The 19,699-nt window shown below is 44.7% G+C and carries 23 protein-coding genes; 20 read left to right on the top strand and 3 right to left on the bottom strand.

Translation table 11 applies throughout. The features are described 5' to 3' along the window. The first annotated feature begins 48 nt into the window (after window positions 1-48). Window positions 49-441, top strand: a complete 393-nt coding sequence (locus PTQ21_RS13235) for a hypothetical protein (protein WP_274570152.1) — start codon at window positions 49-51, stop codon at window positions 439-441. A 303-nt stretch (window positions 442-744) separates the two neighbouring features. Here PTQ21_RS13235 and PTQ21_RS13240 read toward each other — a convergent pair whose 3' ends face one another. Then, on the bottom strand, window positions 745-1,713 hold the full coding sequence (locus PTQ21_RS13240) for a cation diffusion facilitator family transporter (RefSeq protein WP_274570153.1): 969 nt from the start codon (window positions 1,711-1,713) through the stop codon (window positions 745-747). 304 nt (window positions 1,714-2,017) lie between these two features. On the opposite strand from PTQ21_RS13240, the gene PTQ21_RS13245 reads away from it, so the two are divergent. From PTQ21_RS13245 to PTQ21_RS13305, 13 genes are all read left to right on the top strand, one after another. Then, window positions 2,018-2,695 carry a response regulator transcription factor gene (locus PTQ21_RS13245; protein ID WP_274570154.1) on the top strand — a complete coding sequence of 226 codons (678 nt, stop codon included), beginning with the start codon at window positions 2,018-2,020 and terminating at the stop codon, window positions 2,693-2,695. Beyond that, complete coding sequence (locus PTQ21_RS13250) at window positions 2,692-4,068, top strand: sensor histidine kinase (protein WP_458574904.1); 1,377 nt, start codon at window positions 2,692-2,694, stop codon at window positions 4,066-4,068. The genes PTQ21_RS13245 and PTQ21_RS13250 overlap by 4 nt, the downstream gene beginning before the upstream one ends. A gap of 66 nt (window positions 4,069-4,134) precedes the next feature. After that, window positions 4,135-5,259 (top strand): ABC transporter permease, encoded by a 1,125-nt coding sequence (locus PTQ21_RS13255; protein ID WP_274570155.1) that lies wholly within the window; start codon window positions 4,135-4,137, stop codon window positions 5,257-5,259. Beyond that, window positions 5,256-5,933 (top strand): ABC transporter ATP-binding protein, encoded by a 678-nt coding sequence (locus tag PTQ21_RS13260; RefSeq protein WP_090954250.1) that lies wholly within the window; start codon window positions 5,256-5,258, stop codon window positions 5,931-5,933. The genes PTQ21_RS13255 and PTQ21_RS13260 overlap by 4 nt, the downstream gene beginning before the upstream one ends. A 168-nt stretch (window positions 5,934-6,101) precedes the next feature. After that, entirely contained in the window at window positions 6,102-6,644 is a 543-nt protein-coding gene (locus tag PTQ21_RS13265; protein WP_274570156.1) for an NUDIX hydrolase, read from the top strand. Window positions 6,645-6,716: 72 nt separating this feature from the next. Continuing rightward, on the top strand, window positions 6,717-7,223 hold the full coding sequence (locus PTQ21_RS13270) for a DUF4275 family protein (protein WP_274570157.1): 507 nt from the start codon (window positions 6,717-6,719) through the stop codon (window positions 7,221-7,223). Window positions 7,224-7,304: 81 nt separating this feature from the next. After that, window positions 7,305-8,348 (top strand): alpha/beta fold hydrolase, encoded by a 1,044-nt coding sequence (locus PTQ21_RS13275; protein ID WP_274570158.1) that lies wholly within the window; start codon window positions 7,305-7,307, stop codon window positions 8,346-8,348. Window positions 8,349-8,365: 17 nt separating this feature from the next. Then, window positions 8,366-8,869: a GNAT family N-acetyltransferase gene (locus PTQ21_RS13280; RefSeq protein ID WP_274570160.1), complete on the top strand. Its 504-nt coding sequence runs from the start codon at window positions 8,366-8,368 to the stop codon at window positions 8,867-8,869. Window positions 8,870-8,945: 76 nt separating this feature from the next. After that, the gene (locus PTQ21_RS13285; protein WP_274570162.1) at window positions 8,946-9,902 is read left to right on the top strand and encodes a GNAT family N-acetyltransferase; all 957 of its coding nucleotides are present in this window, start codon (window positions 8,946-8,948) and stop codon (window positions 9,900-9,902) included. A 3-nt stretch (window positions 9,903-9,905) separates the two neighbouring features. Next, window positions 9,906-10,913, top strand: coding sequence for an aminoglycoside phosphotransferase family protein (locus PTQ21_RS13290; protein WP_274570163.1), 1,008 nt, complete (start codon window positions 9,906-9,908; stop codon window positions 10,911-10,913). A gap of 58 nt (window positions 10,914-10,971) precedes the next feature. Then, a complete protein-coding gene (locus tag PTQ21_RS13295) occupies window positions 10,972-11,265 on the top strand; it encodes an RNA polymerase alpha subunit C-terminal domain-containing protein (protein WP_274570164.1) in 294 nt (97 codons plus the stop codon). Window positions 11,266-11,411: 146 nt separating this feature from the next. Next, window positions 11,412-11,918 carry a DUF2569 domain-containing protein gene (locus PTQ21_RS13300; RefSeq protein WP_076290060.1) on the top strand — a complete coding sequence of 169 codons (507 nt, stop codon included), beginning with the start codon at window positions 11,412-11,414 and terminating at the stop codon, window positions 11,916-11,918. A 78-nt stretch (window positions 11,919-11,996) separates the two neighbouring features. Then, the gene (locus PTQ21_RS13305) at window positions 11,997-12,611 is read left to right on the top strand and encodes a histidine phosphatase family protein (protein ID WP_274570165.1); all 615 of its coding nucleotides are present in this window, start codon (window positions 11,997-11,999) and stop codon (window positions 12,609-12,611) included. Between the two features lie 55 nt (window positions 12,612-12,666). On the opposite strand, the gene PTQ21_RS13310 is transcribed toward PTQ21_RS13305, so the two are convergent. Then, window positions 12,667-13,098, bottom strand: coding sequence for a GNAT family N-acetyltransferase (locus tag PTQ21_RS13310; RefSeq protein WP_274570166.1), 432 nt, complete (start codon window positions 13,096-13,098; stop codon window positions 12,667-12,669). A 79-nt stretch (window positions 13,099-13,177) separates the two neighbouring features. On the opposite strand from PTQ21_RS13310, the gene PTQ21_RS13315 reads away from it, so the two are divergent. From PTQ21_RS13315 to PTQ21_RS13340, 6 genes are all read left to right on the top strand, one after another. Then, window positions 13,178-13,834, top strand: coding sequence for a pyridoxine/pyridoxamine 5'-phosphate oxidase (locus PTQ21_RS13315; RefSeq protein ID WP_274570167.1), 657 nt, complete (start codon window positions 13,178-13,180; stop codon window positions 13,832-13,834). A 22-nt stretch (window positions 13,835-13,856) separates the two neighbouring features. Continuing rightward, a complete protein-coding gene (locus PTQ21_RS13320) occupies window positions 13,857-14,165 on the top strand; it encodes a hypothetical protein (protein WP_274570168.1) in 309 nt (102 codons plus the stop codon). Window positions 14,166-14,233: 68 nt separating this feature from the next. After that, a complete protein-coding gene (locus tag PTQ21_RS13325) occupies window positions 14,234-14,803 on the top strand; it encodes a GNAT family N-acetyltransferase (protein ID WP_274570170.1) in 570 nt (189 codons plus the stop codon). Between the two features lie 104 nt (window positions 14,804-14,907). Beyond that, on the top strand, window positions 14,908-15,876 hold the full coding sequence (locus PTQ21_RS13330) for a radical SAM protein (protein WP_274570172.1): 969 nt from the start codon (window positions 14,908-14,910) through the stop codon (window positions 15,874-15,876). 204 nt (window positions 15,877-16,080) lie between these two features. Continuing rightward, entirely contained in the window at window positions 16,081-17,067 is a 987-nt protein-coding gene (locus tag PTQ21_RS13335; RefSeq protein ID WP_274570174.1) for a phosphodiester glycosidase family protein, read from the top strand. 2 nt (window positions 17,068-17,069) lie between these two features. After that, on the top strand, window positions 17,070-18,083 hold the full coding sequence (locus PTQ21_RS13340) for a bifunctional glycosyltransferase family 2/GtrA family protein (RefSeq protein ID WP_274570175.1): 1,014 nt from the start codon (window positions 17,070-17,072) through the stop codon (window positions 18,081-18,083). 142 nt (window positions 18,084-18,225) lie between these two features. On the opposite strand, the gene PTQ21_RS13345 is transcribed toward PTQ21_RS13340, so the two are convergent. Then, window positions 18,226-19,683 carry a PTS transporter subunit EIIC gene (locus tag PTQ21_RS13345; RefSeq protein WP_274570177.1) on the bottom strand — a complete coding sequence of 486 codons (1,458 nt, stop codon included), beginning with the start codon at window positions 19,681-19,683 and terminating at the stop codon, window positions 18,226-18,228. Window positions 19,684-19,699: the final 16 nt, after the last annotated feature.

Here is a 19,699-nt window from a genome sequence, read left to right on the forward strand (position 1 = left end):
TCGTTTTATGGAAGGAGGGTTAAGGTGCGAAGTGATTTTATTGAGCTCGTGGAAGAGAGTGATGAGAGGTACAAATGTTATGTTTTGAAAAATACAGTCCAAATATTTAAGCAATCCATAAAGGATGAGGATTTAAAGGATGTCCGACTCTATATATCGACGACTATTCAGTTAGATGCAATTGCTGATGTAGTAGAGTCATATCTGCATTGGTTTACGGAGTGTGAGGCCGTATTTCGAAATTATTATGAGAATGAACTTCGTGAACAAGTACATAAGGATTGGTTTAATGAAATTGAAGTTTATCAAGTAGATATCACATTTAATAGTAAAGAGGACTACGGAGCAACGATAGCCTGCGGAGACAATGTGTTACAAGGTCACATTATGATTATTGATTTTGATCGAGAACATATCCAGGCTATCCACTTAAATGGATAAGCTAATTATATATACCATCTATGATGATGTTTTGTAGTCTATTGTTTTCTCTTAGCTCCAGGTAGTTAAGAAATAGGAGCAGCGTTATCAGTACAAGAATCACTGACATGAACTTTTGGAATTTCCCCATGGTAGATATAACCTCCTCATTATATTAAGTAAATTACGGTGTACAACAAATTAATTTGATAATGCCATTTGTATTACAGAACGCCTGAATGGAATTAAAGTTACGTGCAAAATGAAAAACAGGACTATTCCTCTAACGGGAATAAGTCCTGTTTCTATTTAAAACTATTAATCTCAATGATGATGATGCCCATGAGCATCCGGTGCGTCACCTTTGACAGTGCATAAAACCGAGGTGTCGTGAAGATGTTTTTCAGATTCGACTTGCAAGGTCACATGCTTGATTTCTTTATGCTCCAACAGATGCTCAATCTTCTGAACAAGCACCTCGGATGCATACACATCCATCGTTCCATCCACCACGATATGAGCGGTCAGTGCATTCAGGTTGCTGGTGATGGACCAGACATGCACGTCGTGCACGCCTTTGACGCCATCGACTTGTTTGATGGTCTGAACAAGGTCATTTACATCCACATTCGCTGGCGTTCCCTCCATCAAGATATGCAAGGATGATTTGGTGACAAAGAATCCACTGCGTAGAACCAGTACAGCTACAATGACACTTGCGAGTGGATCGGCCCAGCCCCAACCGAAGAACATCATAAGCAAAGCAGCAGCAATGGCGCCAACCGATCCGAGCATATCACTAATGACATGCAGGTATGCTCCGCGCATATTCAAGTTTTTCTCCGTATCGCTACCGCGCATCATGATCCATGCCACCAGGATATTAATGAGCAAGCCGATGATACTGATGATCAACATACCGACTGTTGCGACTTCTGGTGGGTTGATGAAGCGACCAATTGCTTCGTAAAAGATGTAAAGTGAGATGGCGATTAAGGTGACCCCATTTAACGTGGCTGCCAAAATCTCAAAGCGTCTGTACCCGTACGTTTTGCCTGTATTCACCGCTTTTTCGCCAAAGGTGAACGCCAGCAAGGCAATCCCCAAAGCTATGGAATCAGACAACATATGACCTGCATCGGAGATGAGGGCCAAGCTGTTGGTGATGAATCCACCAACGGCTTCAACAATCATATAAACGGTAATAATAATGAAGGAAAACAACAGTACTTTCTTGTTATTGGTACTACCATGATTGTGTCCATGGTCGTGGTTGTGATGATGTCCGGACATATGAGATCCTCTCCTTTGGAGCCGTGCTCCGTTATGTAATTGATTTCTTTTGTGACTACAAGTGATCTTCGGAAATGATAAAGTGCATATAAATGAATATATGAGCAATCATTCATATGTTATGGTTTTATTATAGGTGCGCCTAATAATAGTGTCAACCAGATTTGAGAAAATATAAACATGCCCGCAGGGCTCTCTTACTTGTTCGCTGGCGATTTACGTTGCTTTTGTGCTACCATCTGTGCAGGATCAATGTCGCGGAACCTATATTATTTCAACTTACAGAAAAGGGGCGGACAACAATATGAAGAATCTGCTTCTGGCGGACGACGACGCCAATATTAGAGCACTCCTCCGGCATGTCATGACCAAGGAAGGGTATCGGGTACATGAAGCACAGGATGGAGTGGAAGCAGTCAAGGTTATGCAAGCAACACCAATCGATCTGGCGATTCTGGATGTGATGATGCCAGGTATGGACGGACTGGAGTTATGTGATTTCATTCGGCAACAGTACGACATTCCAATCATGCTGCTGACAGCACGGGATCAGCTATCCGACAAGCGTGATGGGTACTTGAGAGGTACAGATGAATATGTGACGAAGCCATTTGAACCCGAGGAACTGGTCTACCGGGTCAAGGCATTATTTCGCCGTTACCATCGCACGTCCAGTGATATCATTCGCATGAATCGCATCGTGATTGACCGGAATAATGTGGAGGTCTCCGATGGACAATCGATTCTCTTTTTACCAATGAAGGAGTTTGAGCTACTCTCTCAACTTGCTCAGTTTCCGGGGCGCTTATTCTCGCGTGATGAACTGATTCGGTTGGTCTGGGGAGCGGATTATGAAGGCGATGACCGCACCGTGGATGTACATATCAAGCGACTGCGTGATCGTTTTGCCGATTATGGGGATGATTTTGTCATTCAGACGGTACGGGGGATTGGTTATAAGATTGAGGTGAAAGCGCATTGAGATCACTGTACTTTCGGGTGTTTATGATTACAATCGCGGTGATTCTGGTCAGCGCCATGCTGGGTTTTCTTTTATCCAATATTTATTATCATGCGAAGCTGAAGTCTTTCAATGATGAGAAGTTAGTTGGCATTGCGACGCAAATGAAGCAGTTTGTAGAGCAGGAACCAGCTACGGTAGAGCATTATCTGAACAATGCCGCAGCGCTCGGTTACGAAATTTATGTGACGGATGGAAAAGGGAATGACCAATTCTATGGCCGTGAATTCCGCCAGAAGGATCTGGACAAGCAGGCTGTAGATCAGGTGCTCAGTGGTGAGATATACCACGGCGTCGCCGAGTTTCCCAGCAAACCTTTCATTACCGGTTTCTTCGATAATCAATTGAGCAATACCGTTGGTGTTCATCTAGAGATGGGCAATGCAAGTTATGCGTTGTTTATGCGCCCGGATGTCATTTTGCAATTCGGTGAGCTGCGTATCTTTTTTGCGTTGATTGGAGCGTTTACGGTGGGCATTAGCATCCTGCTCTTTATAATCAGTACCCGCTATCTGGTGAATCCGATTGAACGTCTGTCCGAGGCGACCAAACGCATTGCGCAAGGGAACTATAATCTGAAATTGTCCACGACTAGGCGTGATGAGATTGGGCAGTTGGCCCAGCATTTCATGACCATGAGTCGTGAATTGGAGCGAGTGGATCAGGCCCGTCAGCAGTTTGTATCGAACGTATCTCATGAGATTCAATCACCGCTGACCTCGATTCAGGGTTTTGCCCAACTGGTAGCGGATCGAGATCTGCCTGAACAAGAACGGGAGCACTATGCTTCCATTATTGAAGAGGAGAGCCGCCATCTCTCATTGCTCAGTAAACAATTGCTGCTGTTGTCCTCTCTGGAACAAGGTCATGAGGATTTGACCAAAGTGAGATTCTCTCTACGAGATCAATTCCGCCAATCGGTTCAGGTGCTGCAATGGCAGTTGGAAGAAAAAGAACTGTTGCTAAGGATCTCGGTACCCGAATCCATCCAGTTATATGGCAATGAAGTGCTGCTCATGCAAGTATGGATGAATCTGCTGGGTAATGCCGTGAATCATCTTCCACAGGGGAGAAGCATCGAGATTCGTGCAGAAGAGACCAATGCCCAGTGCGTAATCTATATTCGGGATACAGGAGATGGGATTGCGGCAGAGCATTTGCCTTTCCTGTTTGATCGTTTCTACCGAGTAGACCGTGCGAGAGAGCGATCTTCCGGCCGAACCGGGCTTGGGCTTGCCATTGTGCAGAAAATTATTCGCATCCATGACGGCACGATTGAGGTCTCCAGTTCGTCAGAAGGAACGGTCTTTACCGTGACGCTCCCGCAGATGTAATCTGTTATTCATTTGCCGTTCATTTTCGCCTCCTATACTTGGGTTATCAAGAGGAGGTCAGAGAATATGTACTTGGCTATTAGAGAGATGAGGTTTGCCAAAGGGCGATATGCATTAATTGCTACAATTATGGTGCTTGTATCATTTTTGGTTTTGTTTGTCACAGGTCTGGCACAGGGGCTTGCGTATGATAACGCGGCATCCATCAAAAATATGGCAGCAACCCATTTTGTTCTGGAGCAGGATTCGAATCATCGGTTTACCCGCTCCCAGGTGAATCAGGACCAGCTGGAGCAGACACGCTCCGTTGTGGGGCAAGAGAACGCTGAACCGCTGGGTGTGAAAATGACAACGGTCAGTCCAGCTGGTGACACGAAGAAGATTGATGTAACGCTATTCATGGTGAACCCGGAAGGCTGGCTGGCTCCAACCGTAACGGAAGGCTCTCCAATCACGGATCTGAAAGACGGGCAGGTTGTAGTGGATCAAAAGCTGTCTGAATCTGGCGTGAGGATTGGAACGGAACTGGTCGATCAAGCCTCGGGAACGAAGTGGACCGTGGGTGGATTTGTGGAAAATGAGTCCTTCAGTCACTCACCGGTTGTGTTTCTGAACGAGCAGGAATGGCTCGCTATTCAAGAAGGTTCTCGTACTTCGCAAGGGACAGCAGACTCCAATGCTCCGGAATACAGTGCGATTGCCGTTAAAGATGCAGGTGAGAAGGTAGACAGCCTCAGTTCCGCTTTGCCGAATACGGAAGTAATTACGAAGTCCGATGCGGTATCGGCCATTCCTGGGTACAAGGAAGAGCAGGGCTCACTACTCATGATGATTGCCTTTTTATTTGTTATCTCGGCGTTTGTGCTTGCGGTATTCTTCTACGTCATCACGATTCAGAAAACGAGTCAATTTGGTATTTTGAAAGCCATTGGGACGCGAAATTCATATTTGGCGGGCAGTGTTTCGTTGCAAGTATTGCTTCTGTCCATCGGCAGTCTGGTGATCAGTGTGCTGTTGGTTCAGCTGTTTGAATCGATCTTGCCAGCTTCGATGCCGTTTCAATTAGGCTTGTCCACCCTGGCACTAACGTGTGTGTTATTCGTGGTGATGTCTATGGCGGGTTCGCTATTCTCGGTGTGGAAGGTTACCAAAATTGATGCGCTTGATGCGATTGGGAGGACAGCAGCATGAGAAACCGACTGGTATTGCAGGGAATTACACAGACTTTTGAAGATGGTGGAGTCAAACGGACGATATTGGATAAGTTGGATCTTAAGGTGGCCGAAGGAGAGCTCGTCGCGGTCATGGGGCCTTCTGGCTCAGGCAAAAGTACATTTCTGTCCATCGCAGGTGCACTACTTGAACCGACGGAGGGACAGGTTATGCTGGATGGCGCATCGATTATGGGCAAAAACAAACAGGACATATCCGATGTACGGCTCCAGCAGCTCGGGTTTATTTTTCAAAGTGCCAACCTCATTCCGTATCTGAAAGTGGAAGAACAACTGATGGTGGTCGCCAAGCTCGCTGGAACGGACAAAAACAAGGCAGAGAAGCGGGTCGATGAGTTGCTGGATACGGTAGGCTTATCGCATCGACGTAAGGCATATTCCGAGAAGCTTTCTGGCGGAGAACGCCAGCGGGTTGCCATTGCCAGAGCCTTGATGAATGATCCGGCCGTCCTGCTGGCGGATGAACCGACAGCCAGTCTGGATGCGGAACGTGGACTGGATATTGTGAGCATGATTGCACGGCTCGTGAAGGAGCAGGGCAAGAGTGCAGTCATGGTTACGCATGATGAGCGGATTTTGCCGCTATGTGATCGGGTTCTCTTTTTGGAAAACGGGAAACTGGTACACCATTAGTGGTCAGAGTGGAAAGTGTAAACTTTCTTTAGTTCAACTGAAATAACATTAGAAGGTCCATGGATTCCCGATGGGAAAAGTGGCCTTCTTTTTTCTTTTTTGATCTATAATGAGAGATAGAACTTATAATGGAAGATTTGTTTTACATAGAGAGGATCGGATAGAAAAATGAAGACTTTGGATCGGGAACAGTTCCCGGCGCTCAGCACATCGATTCATTGGGGAATTGTTAAAGCGGAGTTTAGATTGAATGACATCGTGGATGAAACGCTGGTAAGCAATGTGAGCATTATCCCGTTTGTGGGGGAACGAGTGGTTGTTTTTCAGATCGATAACGGAAAATGGGAGCTGCCCGGAGGAACGTTGGAGGTAGGAGAGAAGTATATGGATGGTCTGCAACGTGAAGTGATGGAGGAGCTCGGAGCCAAGTTGGTCACGTATCGGGTGTTTGGACAATTTCATTGCATGTCGAGTGCACCTGAGCCGTATAGACCGCATATTCCACATCCTCATTTTGTGAGAATTATTGGCTATGGAGAAGTTGAACTCGTTGGCCAACCGCTGAATCCGATGGATGGGGAACAGGTAATTGCCGTAGAGGTTGTGGAAATTGGTGAAGCGATAAGGAGATTTGAAGAACAGAATAGATATGATATCGCGGAAATGTACCGATTGGCCTATTTGCTGCGAGAAGAAGCAAACGGTGAGTAACTGGAATGCTAGTTTATTCTAAATCCTTAAATCTTAAATCTTAAATCTTAAATCCTACAAACTTCGGAGGTTATGATGATTAGAGATGAAATTAATGAGCTGCTGGATGCTCTACCGGAACATGAACTGAACGTGATTTACTCGCGAATCGAGCTAGTGCACCGCAAATATATGTATAACAAAAATTTGGAGGACAAGGGGGTCCTTGTGACTGAATTGTGCGAGGAATCCGAAGGAATTATACAGAAATGGGATAACACATTTGCCAAGAGCATCAGTGAAGAGGTAAAAGAGGCTATCTATTATAGCCAGTACAAGTGGCATATGTTCAGTTATGAGAAACAGGATTGCCTAACAGACGATGCAGCACGAGATGCTTTTAATGCCGAAAATAAAAACGAATTGTATGTCATGTATCAACATACACCATTCATACAGGTATTTCAGAATGCGAATAAGGTCATCGCAGAAGATTTTGATTCGGAACAGGATATTTATATTTTTGACCAAGCGTTCACGTGGACGTATGTACATACCCATGAATCCATGTGCGGACCGTATTTTTATAAAGTGAAGTAACAAGGAGCAGTAAGGAGTAACAAGTGAGAAGTTTGGAGTCCACTTAATAAACACACGAATACCTGCCGGAGGAGCCATCTGATGCGTAAGAGGTCGATTAAAATATTCAGACGCGCCATGCTTAGTATTCTTTTACTCGTAATAATTGCTCTGATCTTTCCCACTTGGACCCCTGGGATCAAGGGAGAGAATAGTATCAGCACGTTAGGACAGGTCGAGATCAATGGTGTTGGTCATGAGGTTATGATTCGCGGGGTAGATCGGAACAATCCTATCCTTCTTTATGTACATGGTGGCCCTGGTTGCTCCGAGATTCCTTATGTAAGGAAGTATCAGCAGGAGCTTGAGCAACATTTTACTATTGTGCATTATGATCAACGTGGAAGTGGAAAGTCATATCATTTCATGGAGGATTATTCGGATGTGACTTCAGATGTGCTTGTAGATGATTTGCTGGCATTAACGGATTACGTCACTGCCGAACTGGGGCAAAGAAAAGTTACGCTGGTCGGTCATTCATTTGGTACATACATAGGGACAAAATCGGCGGCCAAAGCACCTGAAAAATTCGTTGCTTATATAGGTATTGGACAAGTAGCTGATACTGTGCAGAGCGAGTTGGATAGTTTGGAATATACGATCGCACAAGCGAGACAAGCCAACAGCACAGCGGATGTGGAAAGTCTGGAACGGCTTCGAGTTCCGATTGAGCGAGGCGAGCAGTACACACCAAGAAAGTTGGTTCGCAAATACGGCGGTGCGGCTAGGCTTATTGATGACAACAGGGACTATATGCTCGGCTTTCTTTTGGGAACCGAATATAATGCACTGGATGTGATTCGGTATTCGATGGGAGTGCAGGCTACACAAGAAATTCTCCTGAAGGAGGGGTCCACCAACCATTTGCCAGACATTGTAGATCAGCTGGAGATACCGACTTTTTTTGTTATGGGAAAGTATGATTATATGACGTCTGTGGATGCGGCAAGGGATTATTTCGATGAGCTTGGAGCACCCGAAAAAGATTTTGTTGTATTTGAAGAATCGGCTCATTACCCACAGTTCGAGGAGAAAGAACGATTTGCAGCGTGGTTGATAGGGGTATTAAAGGTATTAAACTTTTGAATAAGCGAGGGATCTTGATGGAGCAAATTAATACTAAACTCATAACTAGACTTGCATTACCGGAAGAAGCTTCCATTGTGTTGAACCTATGGCAGGAGTCTGCCCGATGGCTGAACTCCAAAGAGATATTTCAATGGCGTCCTGAGTATTTCAATTTGGAACAAGTAAATGAATTCATGACGGATGGATCTGACGTATATCTTGCTGAAATAAATCATGAAATCGTAGGGACGTATACCTTAACGTGGTCAGATCCCCTGATTTGGGAAGAGCTCGACAACACCAATTCCGGATACATACACCGATTTGCAGTGAATAGAGATTTTAAAGGGCAAAATATAGGCCTGCTCCTTCTAAAATCAGCAGAAGAGAACATTAGGCAAAAAGGTAAAACCTTGATCAGGCTAGATTGCATGGCAGATAACCTGAGACTTAATCAATACTATAAAGACTATGGATTCCAATACATTCGCAGAATGAAACAGGGGAACTGGAGTGCCAGTCTGTATGAAAAAGAATGATGGTGTCTCTATCGACTTCATTAAACCCGTAAGTGTATAAAAAGGGGGGCTATTCATGCTTTTATCCTATCATCCAATGAAAATAGTTGATGCAGAAAAAATCGTTACCTGGAAGTATGAAAATGAATATGCGATGTACAGTTTCTCTAAATCCAATGAAGATATTCAAGAATTAATGAATGGGGAGTACTTTTCAGTCCTGGATGAACTGGAGAGGGTAGTGGGATTTATTTGTTGTGGGGAATCAGCACGTGTACCGGGAGGAACCTTAATCGGACTGTATCAAGAAGAAGGATATCTGGATATAGGCCTTGGATTAGATCCAGATCTGACAGGGCAAAAGAAAGGATCGGTATTCCTTAAACAAAGTTTAGCATTCTTACAAAACCAATTTAATAGTTCTCATTTTCGACTGGTGGTTGCCACATTCAACGAACGAGCAATTAAAGTGTATGAGCGGACAGGCTTTAAAAGAGATAAGGAGTTTCATAGCAAAGTGAATGGCGAGGACATGTTATTTATCAGTATGAAAATGGAAATGTCCATCTACTCTTTTGAAGAAATAACGGAGCAGGATTTGACTGAAGTCAGAGAAATATATAATTACTACGTTTCCAACACGACTATCTCGTTTCATACTGAAGAATTGACCCTGGAAGAAATCAAGGCATCTGTCATAAACAGAGATCCGCGCTTTAAATCGTTTGTCATTAAAGAAGAGAACGAAATTAAAGGGTATGTGCTAATTACGCAATACAAGAGCAAACAAGCCTATGACTTCTCGGGAGAAGTAACCATTTATTTGAAACCGGATATTGTAGGGAAGGGCATTGGTGGAACGGCACTGCGATTTATAGAGAATGTTGCGCGCGAGCAAGGGTTCTACACCTTAATTGCTACGGTATGCATGGAAAACACACGCAGCAAGTCCCTGTTCGAAAAGCATGGGTATGAGCAATGTGCGATGTTTAAAGGCGTGGGATATAAATTTGATCGCAGATTGGATATTGGTAGTTTCCAAAAGGTGTTGTAACGTATGAGTAATGTTCAATATAATCTAAAATTCGAAAAACTCGTCGCTGAATTAGAACTTGGTGAGTTGAACAGTAAGCCCAAGGCAATCTCGGGTGGGCTTTTACATCGCATGTATGCCATTGAAACTACACATGCCAAATATGCTGTGAAAGCACTGAATCCTCAAATTATGAGTAGACCTACAGCTATGCAGAATTATATCCAATCCGAAAAAATAGCAAACGTGGCAGCAAATTTTATCCATGCTCAACCTGCCAAAGTGATAAACGGTTCTTCAATGCAGATCTTAGATCATCAATGTTATCTTATATTTGACTGGATCGATGGTAAAAGTCTGGAGCTTCATGAAGTAATCGAAACCCATTGTGAGCATATGGGCATGATTCTTGCGGAGATTCATATAACTGATTTTTCACAGCTTCATATTCCTGACCTTCAGTTGGATGATTCCAAAGAAACCGATTGGAATGATTATTTAAACAAAGGGCAGACAGAAAATTCGGATTGGACAATCTTATTAGCTGATAACATTCAAAAGCTCTATGAGTGGAGTGCTCAGGCAAAAAATGCATCAGGAATACTGGCTTCAGATGCAGTTATTAGCCATAGAGATCTTGAACCTAAGAACGTGATGTGGCAGCAGGACAACCCCATCATTATTGATTGGAAATCAGCGGGTTATATCAATCCGATGCATGATCTGTTGGAAACAGCGATGTATTGGTCTATGGATCAGACCGGAAACGTGGGCAAAGAAAGGTTCTTGGCTTTTATAAATGGATATCGGTCTCGAGTGGGGAATTTAAACGCCAATTGGAGAAGGGTTCTCGAAATTGGTTTTTCCGGGAAATTGGATTGGCTCGAATACAGTCTGAAACGCTCTTTGTGGATTGAATGCACAGACGGTGAAGAGCAACAGTTGGGAACATCACAAGTTACATGGACTATAGAGGCTTTAAAACAATACGAGGATAAGATCTCCGATGTTGAGCACTGGTTGAGTAGCTAAATCCGAGATACGAGATAATTGTTATCCCATAAACATAAAACGGAAAGGTGTGAACTGCATGGTAAACGCAAAAGGAACACTAAGAACATGCGAACAAGGGCATTCCTATTACAAAAGTAGCGATTGTCCGACCTGTCCAGTCTGTGAGAAGGAACGGAAACCGAAAGAGGGATTTCTTTCCTTGCTGTCTGCACCCGCCAGACGTGCGCTGGAGAATCAGGGAATTACGTCATTGCAGCTACTCTCGCAATACTCCGAAAAAGAGATTTTGAAGCTGCACGGGATCGGGCCTTCTGCAATGCCAAAACTTCGACAAGCACTTGAAGAAGAGGGATTATCTTTTGAAGAGTAACCCTCTTTTGTTGGTCAATGGCTTTAATTGGAGAAATTGGCATCATACCTCTTCCTCGCATTGTATAATAATACAGTTGTGTAAAAGTTTACACGAGAAAGAGGAATCATCTCAGAATAACAAAACAGAATAGGAGATGTTATTTAGTGGAACCACAAATTGAAGAAAAGAAGGTTGATTATAGACCTTTGGGTATATCAGGACTTGGGGGATGGTTGATTCTCGTCCATATTGGACTTTATCTCACCATCATTATGCTTGTTGTGCAATTATTTCAATACCTTGTACCTTCAATGACTAGAGAGACTTGGGAGCTCTTAACTTCCAAACAATCTGACTATTATCACGCATGGTGGGGCCCGGTTCTCATTTTTGAAACGGTATATAATGTGCTATTTTTAGTATTTAGCGTATATACGCTGATTACGTTTTATAGAAAGAAATCGATATTCCCTCGTCTTATGATTATGTTTTACAGTGTCAGTCTAGCCGTGGGCATTATTGATTATCTGTTGTTACTTCAGATTCCTATGGCGGTAGAACTTGAGGATGGAAGTTCGTTAAAAGGGATAGGCAGGTCGGTACTCACCTGTGCCATATGGATTCCTTATTTTATCAAATCAGTTCGAGTTCACAATACGTTTGTCAGATAAAAACATAAGCCCCGACCTAAGATGGAAGATCTAGGGCCGGGGTTTGTTATAAGGGTTTCAAATAGAGGAGGAGATATCTTGAAAATTTTCTTAGTAAGGCACGGGATGGATGAGGAGGGTTACAGAGGTGGCTGGAGTCAGCGAGGGCTCATTGAGGAAGGTATTAATCAATCGGCGAGGCTCGGAGATTACCTGTACCATCATTCAGAGCAATATAAGATAAACACGGTGATTAGCAGTGATCTTCCGCGTGCAGTACAGACTGCCAAAGAGCTTGAAAAAAGACTGAACATAAAGGGGCTTTATCTGAAAGACTGGAGAGAAATGAACAACGGAGATTTGGCTGGAATGCCAAATGAGGAAGCAGAAGTGAAATATGCAGGAGTTTATTTTAACACTCTTGGAATGGATAACCCGTTTCCAGGAGGAGAAAGTCCTCGGAATTTTTATAACAGAATCTGTACATCCTTTCGGGATTTATGCCGAAGTATAGAGGAGCAACAGATCAAATCGAATGTTCTACTGGTCACGCACGGCGGAGTAATCAACATCCTTTATTATCTCTTAGGAAACCAAAATTGGACCAATACATCGGTGTTTCATTCTATTGGGAATACCAGTGTTCATACGCTTGAAAAAGGAGTGAATGGTTGGGAGTTTAGCAGCATGAATATGATGAGTCATCTAGGTTAGAAAAGGGAGTATATAAAGACTGCCGACAGGTGCCGTCAGTCTTTATATATATTATTTAGTTTATCTGAAGCAGACGTACTATTTCACCATCTATTACTTCTTCACTAGTTTTTATAAACCCTAAAGATTCATACAACTTTCCTGCAATTAGATTGTCTGGTCGGTGTCCAATCATGATTCTTGTGCAATTTGAAATACGCATAAGCTGAATCAAAGTTTTCATTGCTGCCTTGCCATAACCTTTTCCTTGATGCTTCTCGTCAATCATTATGGCAGGAATCCAGTAGTTATCATCCTTGTCTGGGTTCGCACAGAATACGAGAAAACCGACTAAAACCTCTTCCGAGTAAATAGCACGTAATTCAAAATCATCAACATATTTAGATTCAGCAATCCAATAAACGACAGGTGCAGCAAAGATATTAAGCTGTTCTGGCTTAACTTTAAGCTGGGTACATTCATACCAATTTTCATTAGAACATATCAATCATTTCAAAACAAATAGTTGAGAAAATGGCCTACTACGCTACAATGGAATGAAATGGAAGTATAAGGAGGTTGCAGATATGATTAATAAACCAAGTGATTTGTTGCGTGGGTTGAAGTCCTTGTCTGGACCTTTTCCGACTTGGGACACCGAACAGTTACCGGATCGACCAGGGGATCTTTTTCTGGAATGGCTGAGACTGGCTATAGATTACGGGGTGAAAGAACCTCATGCGATGACGATTTCGACAGTGGATTCGAATGGTTTTCCTGATGCACGAGTATTGATAATGAAAGACGTAGTTGACGAAGCTTTTTATTTTGCATCTGGCTCGGAGAGTCGAAAAGGACAGCAGCTGGAGAACAATCCGCATGTGGCACTGACCTTTTACTGGCCTACATTGGGCAGACAGATCCGCATAAGAGGAGAAGCCGTGGATATGGGCGAGGAAGCAGGTGCAGCGGATTTTCGGAAAAGATCGGCAGGTGCGCGCGCAGTTGCGATGACAGGACGACAGAGTCAGGAGCTGGAGAGTGAGGAAGAATTGGAACGCGCCATTGCCGCTCAGAAGGAGCGGATCAGTCGAGATCCTGATGTTGTGACACCGAATTGGAGACTGTACGCCGTGAACGCAAAGGAAGTTGAGTTCTGGCAGGGAGACTCGGAACGAAAGCATGTGCGAATTCAATATATTCTGCATCAAGGGCAATGGAAGCACCAGAGGTTATGGCCGTGATTTTATAAAGGGGGGAATATGTGTGAGTCGTAGAACTACAGGGACACTGCTGCTGGTCATAGCGGCATTTCTGTACAGTGTTCGATATTTGAGTGCTGCCATTTTTGGTTCTGGTGTGGCTTCGTGGAATTCGGAATTGTTTCAGGAGATGCTGAATTATGTGGGAACCGCTCCGCAAAGTTGGAGTATAGCTGCTTTAATCCTGGGTTTGTTCTATTTAGTATGGGCGGAATATGAAGCAACCAGCTCCAAAACCAAAGAAAGTCTCAAGCGTTTTGTGAGTTATGAATCTGTAGATCAAGAAGCGGGAAGCCAGAACAAAACAGATTAACTGGATAGTGTGAGTTCTTATCAGCAACAGTTGCTAAATTAATTTGTATAAGCTGGGGAGGCATACATATGAAGTTCATTGAAAGTTATTTTGACCCATTTCCGGTATTGGAAACAGAACGATTGCTCCTTAGGCCCATTACCTATGCTGATCTGGATGAGATGTACCGTTATTGCGCGGTTCCTGCTGTATCGGAGTACACAACTTGGGACGCACATCAGAGCAAGGAGGATACGAAAGGCTTTATTGATTTTGTCATGAGTCGATATGAGGTGGATAAGCTGGGACCATGGGGGATTGAGGATAAACAAACGAAGAAGTTGATTGGCAGCTGCAATTATTTAGGATGCGACAGCAACAGTATGAGGGTGGAATTAGGTTATGTGTTATCCAATGAGTACTGGGGCCAAGGAATCATGACGGAAGCGGTTAGCCGAATCGTTCAATTTGGATTTGAAGACATCGGGTTGGAACGAATTCAGGCTAAATGTCTGGTGGGTAACATCGGCTCCGCAAAGGTCATGGAAAAGACAGGGATGAAATTCGAAGGGATTTTACGCAAGTTTATGAAAATTAAAAACGAAATGCAGGATTTGAAAATGTATGCGATTATTCGATCCGATTATGATTTCAAATGATGAATGATTCCCAACGTACATAATGTCATATCGTGCATCTACCGAGATCCGCTATAATCTCCAAGTTGAAAAAACATGGATAAGGAATCGGGAGGTACATCGAATTGACAGCGAAAAACAAATATAAATCACTTGAACTTGAAACACCCGGCGTATATGAACTGGAAGGACTGGAGGTCGGCGTGACCTCCAATTGCAATTACAAATGCGACTATTGCTGCGCCTACAATCGGGACGATGGGCAATGCATCAGCGGTCAGGAAGTGATTCGAATCATCCGTGAGCTTCCAAGGCTCAAGCGGGTGCGTTTGTCCGGGGGAGAGGTGACCCTGAAATATCAGGATTGCCTGGAGATTGTGACGTATTGTGGGGAACATGGCATCGACACGCAATTAAATACCAATGCCAGCCTGCTAACGGAAGAACGAATTCATGCTTTGCGGGATGCAGGCTTGTCCAATATTCATATATCTTTTAACTATACAGATCGGGATGCATATGCAGCATATTATCGTGTACATCCGCGCATGTATGAGCGATTGGAGCACAACATTCGTCTTTGTACTGAAGCGGGGCTGGAAACTGTGCTAGAAACGCTGCTATTTGAAGGCACCCAAGCGAACATGCAAGCTATTAGCGATAAAGTCTATGAACTGGGTGTGCGCATCCATGAGATTCAGAACAGCATCGTGATGCCACACAGTAAATGGAGCAAGATTGCCTCCAAGGAGTCCCTCATCCAGTCCGTAAATGATCTGATCAAGCACAAGAAAGAAGATACGACATTATATTTTACCTGTATGGATCGTTTCGCGGAGCAATTGGGGTTACGAGAACAACCGGGTGTGTATTTCTCCAATTGTGTGGATGGGACGAAGCAGCTGCATTTACACGGTAATGGGGATATTCTCATCTGTGAGTTATGCCACCCAGTCGTGATCGGCAATATCTACGAGGGTACGTCTTTGAAGGATATTTATACCAAGCAACCACAAGCGTTAATGGATTATCTAGAAAAGCAGCCCTGCCCTGCATACGATGCTTTTTTTGCCGGTGAACAGTCACGTTTATAGAAAGTTGTTTAGCATCGTACTAGTCCCTATTTGGGGTACATATATAGATTGAGATCCATCATTATCACTTATATGGAAGGTTGTCTGATTTCCTCTCGGGGGAAAGGATGACCTTCTTTTTTTGCATTCAGCCTGTTTCAGATTCATTTAAGCTAGCCCGCCTATGATGAGCCTTAAGAACTTAGATGAAGAGGTGAACTTCACATGATGAAGATCTATCCAAAAACCAACGAGAACGACCCATATAAAAATGCAAAACCAAGGCGCAAATGGCTGATGATTATCCTTGTTATTGTTCTGGGCCTTGGTACCGTGATATACAGCCTGGCAGATCGCTACTTAATCCGGCATGTACAGGTTGTTGTAGCGGATGACAATACATCAGTAACCAGCACCTCTAATGATACTTCAACCCCGACGACTGAAGTAAATGCAACGTCAGATGACTGGAACTATTCCAGCGATGATATGCAGGTCAAGATCGACAAGGTGCAGACGGGCTCTGGCTCAGATCAGATTACGTATTACGTCGCAGATGTACAGCTGACAGATGCGAGTAGCCTGCGCTCGGCTCTGGCAGATAACAGCTTTGGCACGAATATTACCGAAAACACCTCAGAGATAGCATTGGCCAACAATGCCATCTTTGCCATCAATGGTGACTATTACGGCTTCCGTGATGATGGCGTAATTATCCGCAATGGTACGGTATATCGGGATGATCCGGTGCGTGATGCGATGGCATTGTTCAGTGATGGCACGATGAAGACATATAACGAGACAGAAGAATCCTCATCGGAATTGCTGGCGGAAGGTGCGACCAATACGCTATCTTTTGGACCGATTCTGATTCAGGACGGTGAGATTGTAAGTGACTTCAGCAGTGTGAAAATCGATAACAACTTTGGTAACCGGTCGATCCAGGATGCCAATCCGAGAACTGCAATCGGCATGATCGCCCCGAATCATTATGTATTTGTTGTGGTTGACGGACGGCAGGATGACAGCCGTGGCATGACGCTGGCAGAGCTTGCCGATGTCATGAAAGGTCTTGGAGCAACGGAAGCCTACAATCTGGACGGCGGCGGTTCATCCACAATGTATTTCATGGGTCGGGTTGTTAATAATCCGCTGGGGAGAAACCAGGAACGCGGCGTAAGTGACATCCTTTATCTGAAAGAGGGACAATGATCATGACCATATTAATTCCATCATACGAACCGGATGTTCGTTTATTGAATCTCGTGTTGCAGTTGCAGACGTTTCAGTTAGGACCCATTGTCATTGTAGATGATGGTAGCGGACCAGGTTACAGGGGGATTTTCGAGACGGCAGAAGCCTATGGGTGTACAGTCCTGACACATACAGTTAATCTGGGCAAGGGACGTGCACTCAAGACAGGATTTCAATATATTAAGGAACATGGCCCACAGGGCGGTATTGTGTGCGCAGACAGTGACGGACAGCATCTACCGCATGATATCAAACGTATCTTTGATGTAATATTGGAGCAAACGAATCCGGGGATTGTACTGGGTAGCCGTCGGTTCAGTGGAACCATTCCAGCGCGCAGTCGTTTTGGCAACACGGTCACACGAGGTGTCTTTTCTCTCACGACAGGTACGAAAGTATACGATACACAGACAGGCCTGCGAGGTTTTCCGTACTCGATGCTGGACTGGCTGTGCCAGATACCGGGGGAAAGATTTGAATATGAAATGAACATGCTGCTAACAGCACATAAAGAAGGGTATGAGATTACAGAGGAGTTTATTGATACGGTCTATCTGGATCATAACAAATCTTCTCATTTTCGCCCATTGGTAGATTCATTCCGCATTTATATGCCGATTCTGATGTTCAGTACGTCTTCGGTGTTATCGGCCTTGATCGATTTTGGCTTACTGTTCGTGATCCAGTACTTCACGCATAATCTGTTCCTATCGGTCGTTGCAGCGAGACTGTGCAGCTCCATCTTCAACTATACGATCAATCGGAAATATGTATTTTCAGCTGGGAAAACGTCCAGAGTCCGTCAGTCTTTACCGAAGTACTTCTCACTGGTCATTCTGGTGCTGTTATTAAATTACGGATTGTTGTACTTCTACAATGAAAAATTGATTATCCCGCTGATTGCAGCCAAGCTGTTAACAGAGGTATCGATCTTTGTGTTCAGCTATTGGGCGCAGCGCAGATTTGTATATTAACTTTGTATATTAAAACTCATAGACCAAAAGAAGACACGGCCACTCAAAAGAATATCATGCGCTTCTTGGTAATAAAAAAGGTCGAGAACAGGGTAAAGCATACCCCTGTTCTCGACCTTTTGAACTCAAAGGAGGACGAGCGTTACATCAGTTTCTTAATCTCATCCTTCAGAATTTCGGACTGGGTGCCGAAGATGACCTGTACAGCTCCGCCACCAAGCCTCATGATGCCGGAAGCGCCAAGCTGTTTGAGGGCCTGGTCGTTGACGGCTTTGTCGTCTTTAACAACAAGACGGAGGCGAGTGATGCAAGCATCGATGCTCTCGATATTATCTGTTCCACCGATTTCGGCGAGCACTTTGCCAGCCTTGGTGTCGCCAGACGCCGCTGCCACGGCGGAAGCATGAGTGTGGCCATCGGCATCATAAGCGTCATCCTCGCGTCCCGGCGTTTTCAGGTTGAACTTGAGAATCATGAACCGGAACAGGAAATAATAGACGACCGCAAATGCGAGTCCGACTGGAATCATGAGCAGCGGATTCGTCGATAGCTTCATGTTCACGAGGTAATCAATCAGACCTGCGGAGAAGGCGAAGCCCAGCTTAACATCCAGCAGGTACATGATCAGTGCCGCTACACCGGTAAGAATAGCGTGCACCACATACAGCAGAGGCGCAGCGAACATGAAGGAGAACTCGAGCGGTTCGGTAATACCCGTTAAGAACGAAGCCACCGCTGCGCCGATAAAGATCGAAGCGACCATTTTGCGCTTTTCAGGCCGGGCTGTATGAATCAAGGCAAGCGCCGCCGCCGGAAGAGCGAACATCATAATCGGGAAGAATCCAGACATGAACATGCCTGCCGTAGGGTCTCCGTTGAAGAAGCGGGTTAGGTCCCCGTGCACGACTTCCCCGGCTGCATTGGTATAATCCCCGATCTGGAACCAGGCGATGGAGTTCAGAACATGATGCAGACCGAGCGGGATGAGCAGGCGGTTGGCGATCATGAACACCATGGAGCCAAAGCCGCCAAAGCCTACAATCCAGGCGCCGAAAGCGCCGATGGCATCCTGAATCGGGCTCCAGATCATGCCGATCAGGATGGCCAACACCAGCATGGAGCCGGCGGTGACCATCGGCACAAAGCGTTTGCCGGAGAAGAAGCCGAGCCAGTCAGGAAGCTTGATATTGTGGTATTTATTATACATATAGGCTGCAAGCAGTCCGGCAAATATCCCGCCCAAAACGCCCGTATCCAGCTTGACATCGTCAGGAATATAACCGAATACACCTGGAACGGCTCCCAGAATCCGTATCAGCACCATATAAGCGATCAGGGCGGAAAGAGCGGCGACCGCATCCCCCGCAAGTCCGATTGCCACCCCGATGGCGAAGATGAGCGCAAGGTTGCCAAAGATCGCCCCCGCTCCCTCATTCATGAATGGAACTACATACTGATTGAGAAATCCCCCTATCACGGGTCCAAGCGGAATGTCCTTTTCATAATTAAGAAGACCCAAGCCTTGAAGAATACCTGCTGCAGGCAGGGTTGCTACAGGAAGCATCAGGGATTTCCCTAGCTTTTGCAATGCTTTCAGCATATTGTTCTTCCTTTCT

This window comes from Paenibacillus marchantiae (assembly GCF_028771845.1).
GTDB lineage: Bacteria > Bacillota > Bacilli > Paenibacillales > Paenibacillaceae > Paenibacillus > Paenibacillus marchantiae.

Excerpts from the sequence above, each read along its gene's own strand:
- PTQ21_RS13295 (WP_274570164.1), top strand. The coding sequence starts at position 10,972 with ATGGTAAACGCAAAAGGAACACTAAGAACATGCGAACAAGGGCATTCC.
- PTQ21_RS13290 (WP_274570163.1), top strand. The coding sequence starts at position 9,906 with ATGAGTAATGTTCAATATAATCTAAAATTCGAAAAACTCGTCGCTGAA.
- PTQ21_RS13280 (WP_274570160.1), top strand. The coding sequence starts at position 8,366 with ATGGAGCAAATTAATACTAAACTCATAACTAGACTTGCATTACCGGAA.
- PTQ21_RS13335 (WP_274570174.1), top strand. The coding sequence starts at position 16,081 with ATGATGAAGATCTATCCAAAAACCAACGAGAACGACCCATATAAAAAT.
- PTQ21_RS13270 (WP_274570157.1), top strand. The coding sequence starts at position 6,717 with ATGATGATTAGAGATGAAATTAATGAGCTGCTGGATGCTCTACCGGAA.
- PTQ21_RS13260 (WP_090954250.1), top strand. The coding sequence starts at position 5,256 with ATGAGAAACCGACTGGTATTGCAGGGAATTACACAGACTTTTGAAGAT.
- PTQ21_RS13255 (WP_274570155.1), top strand. The coding sequence starts at position 4,135 with ATGTACTTGGCTATTAGAGAGATGAGGTTTGCCAAAGGGCGATATGCA.
- PTQ21_RS13265 (WP_274570156.1), top strand. The coding sequence starts at position 6,102 with ATGAAGACTTTGGATCGGGAACAGTTCCCGGCGCTCAGCACATCGATT.
- PTQ21_RS13240 (WP_274570153.1), bottom strand. The coding sequence starts at position 1,713 with ATGTCCGGACATCATCACAACCACGACCATGGACACAATCATGGTAGT.
- PTQ21_RS13325 (WP_274570170.1), top strand. The coding sequence starts at position 14,234 with ATGAAGTTCATTGAAAGTTATTTTGACCCATTTCCGGTATTGGAAACA.
- PTQ21_RS13345 (WP_274570177.1), bottom strand. The coding sequence starts at position 19,683 with ATGCTGAAAGCATTGCAAAAGCTAGGGAAATCCCTGATGCTTCCTGTA.
- PTQ21_RS13285 (WP_274570162.1), top strand. The coding sequence starts at position 8,946 with ATGAAAATAGTTGATGCAGAAAAAATCGTTACCTGGAAGTATGAAAAT.
- PTQ21_RS13315 (WP_274570167.1), top strand. The coding sequence starts at position 13,178 with ATGATTAATAAACCAAGTGATTTGTTGCGTGGGTTGAAGTCCTTGTCT.
- PTQ21_RS13245 (WP_274570154.1), top strand. The coding sequence starts at position 2,018 with ATGAAGAATCTGCTTCTGGCGGACGACGACGCCAATATTAGAGCACTC.
- PTQ21_RS13275 (WP_274570158.1), top strand. The coding sequence starts at position 7,305 with ATGCGTAAGAGGTCGATTAAAATATTCAGACGCGCCATGCTTAGTATT.
- PTQ21_RS13340 (WP_274570175.1), top strand. The coding sequence starts at position 17,070 with ATGACCATATTAATTCCATCATACGAACCGGATGTTCGTTTATTGAAT.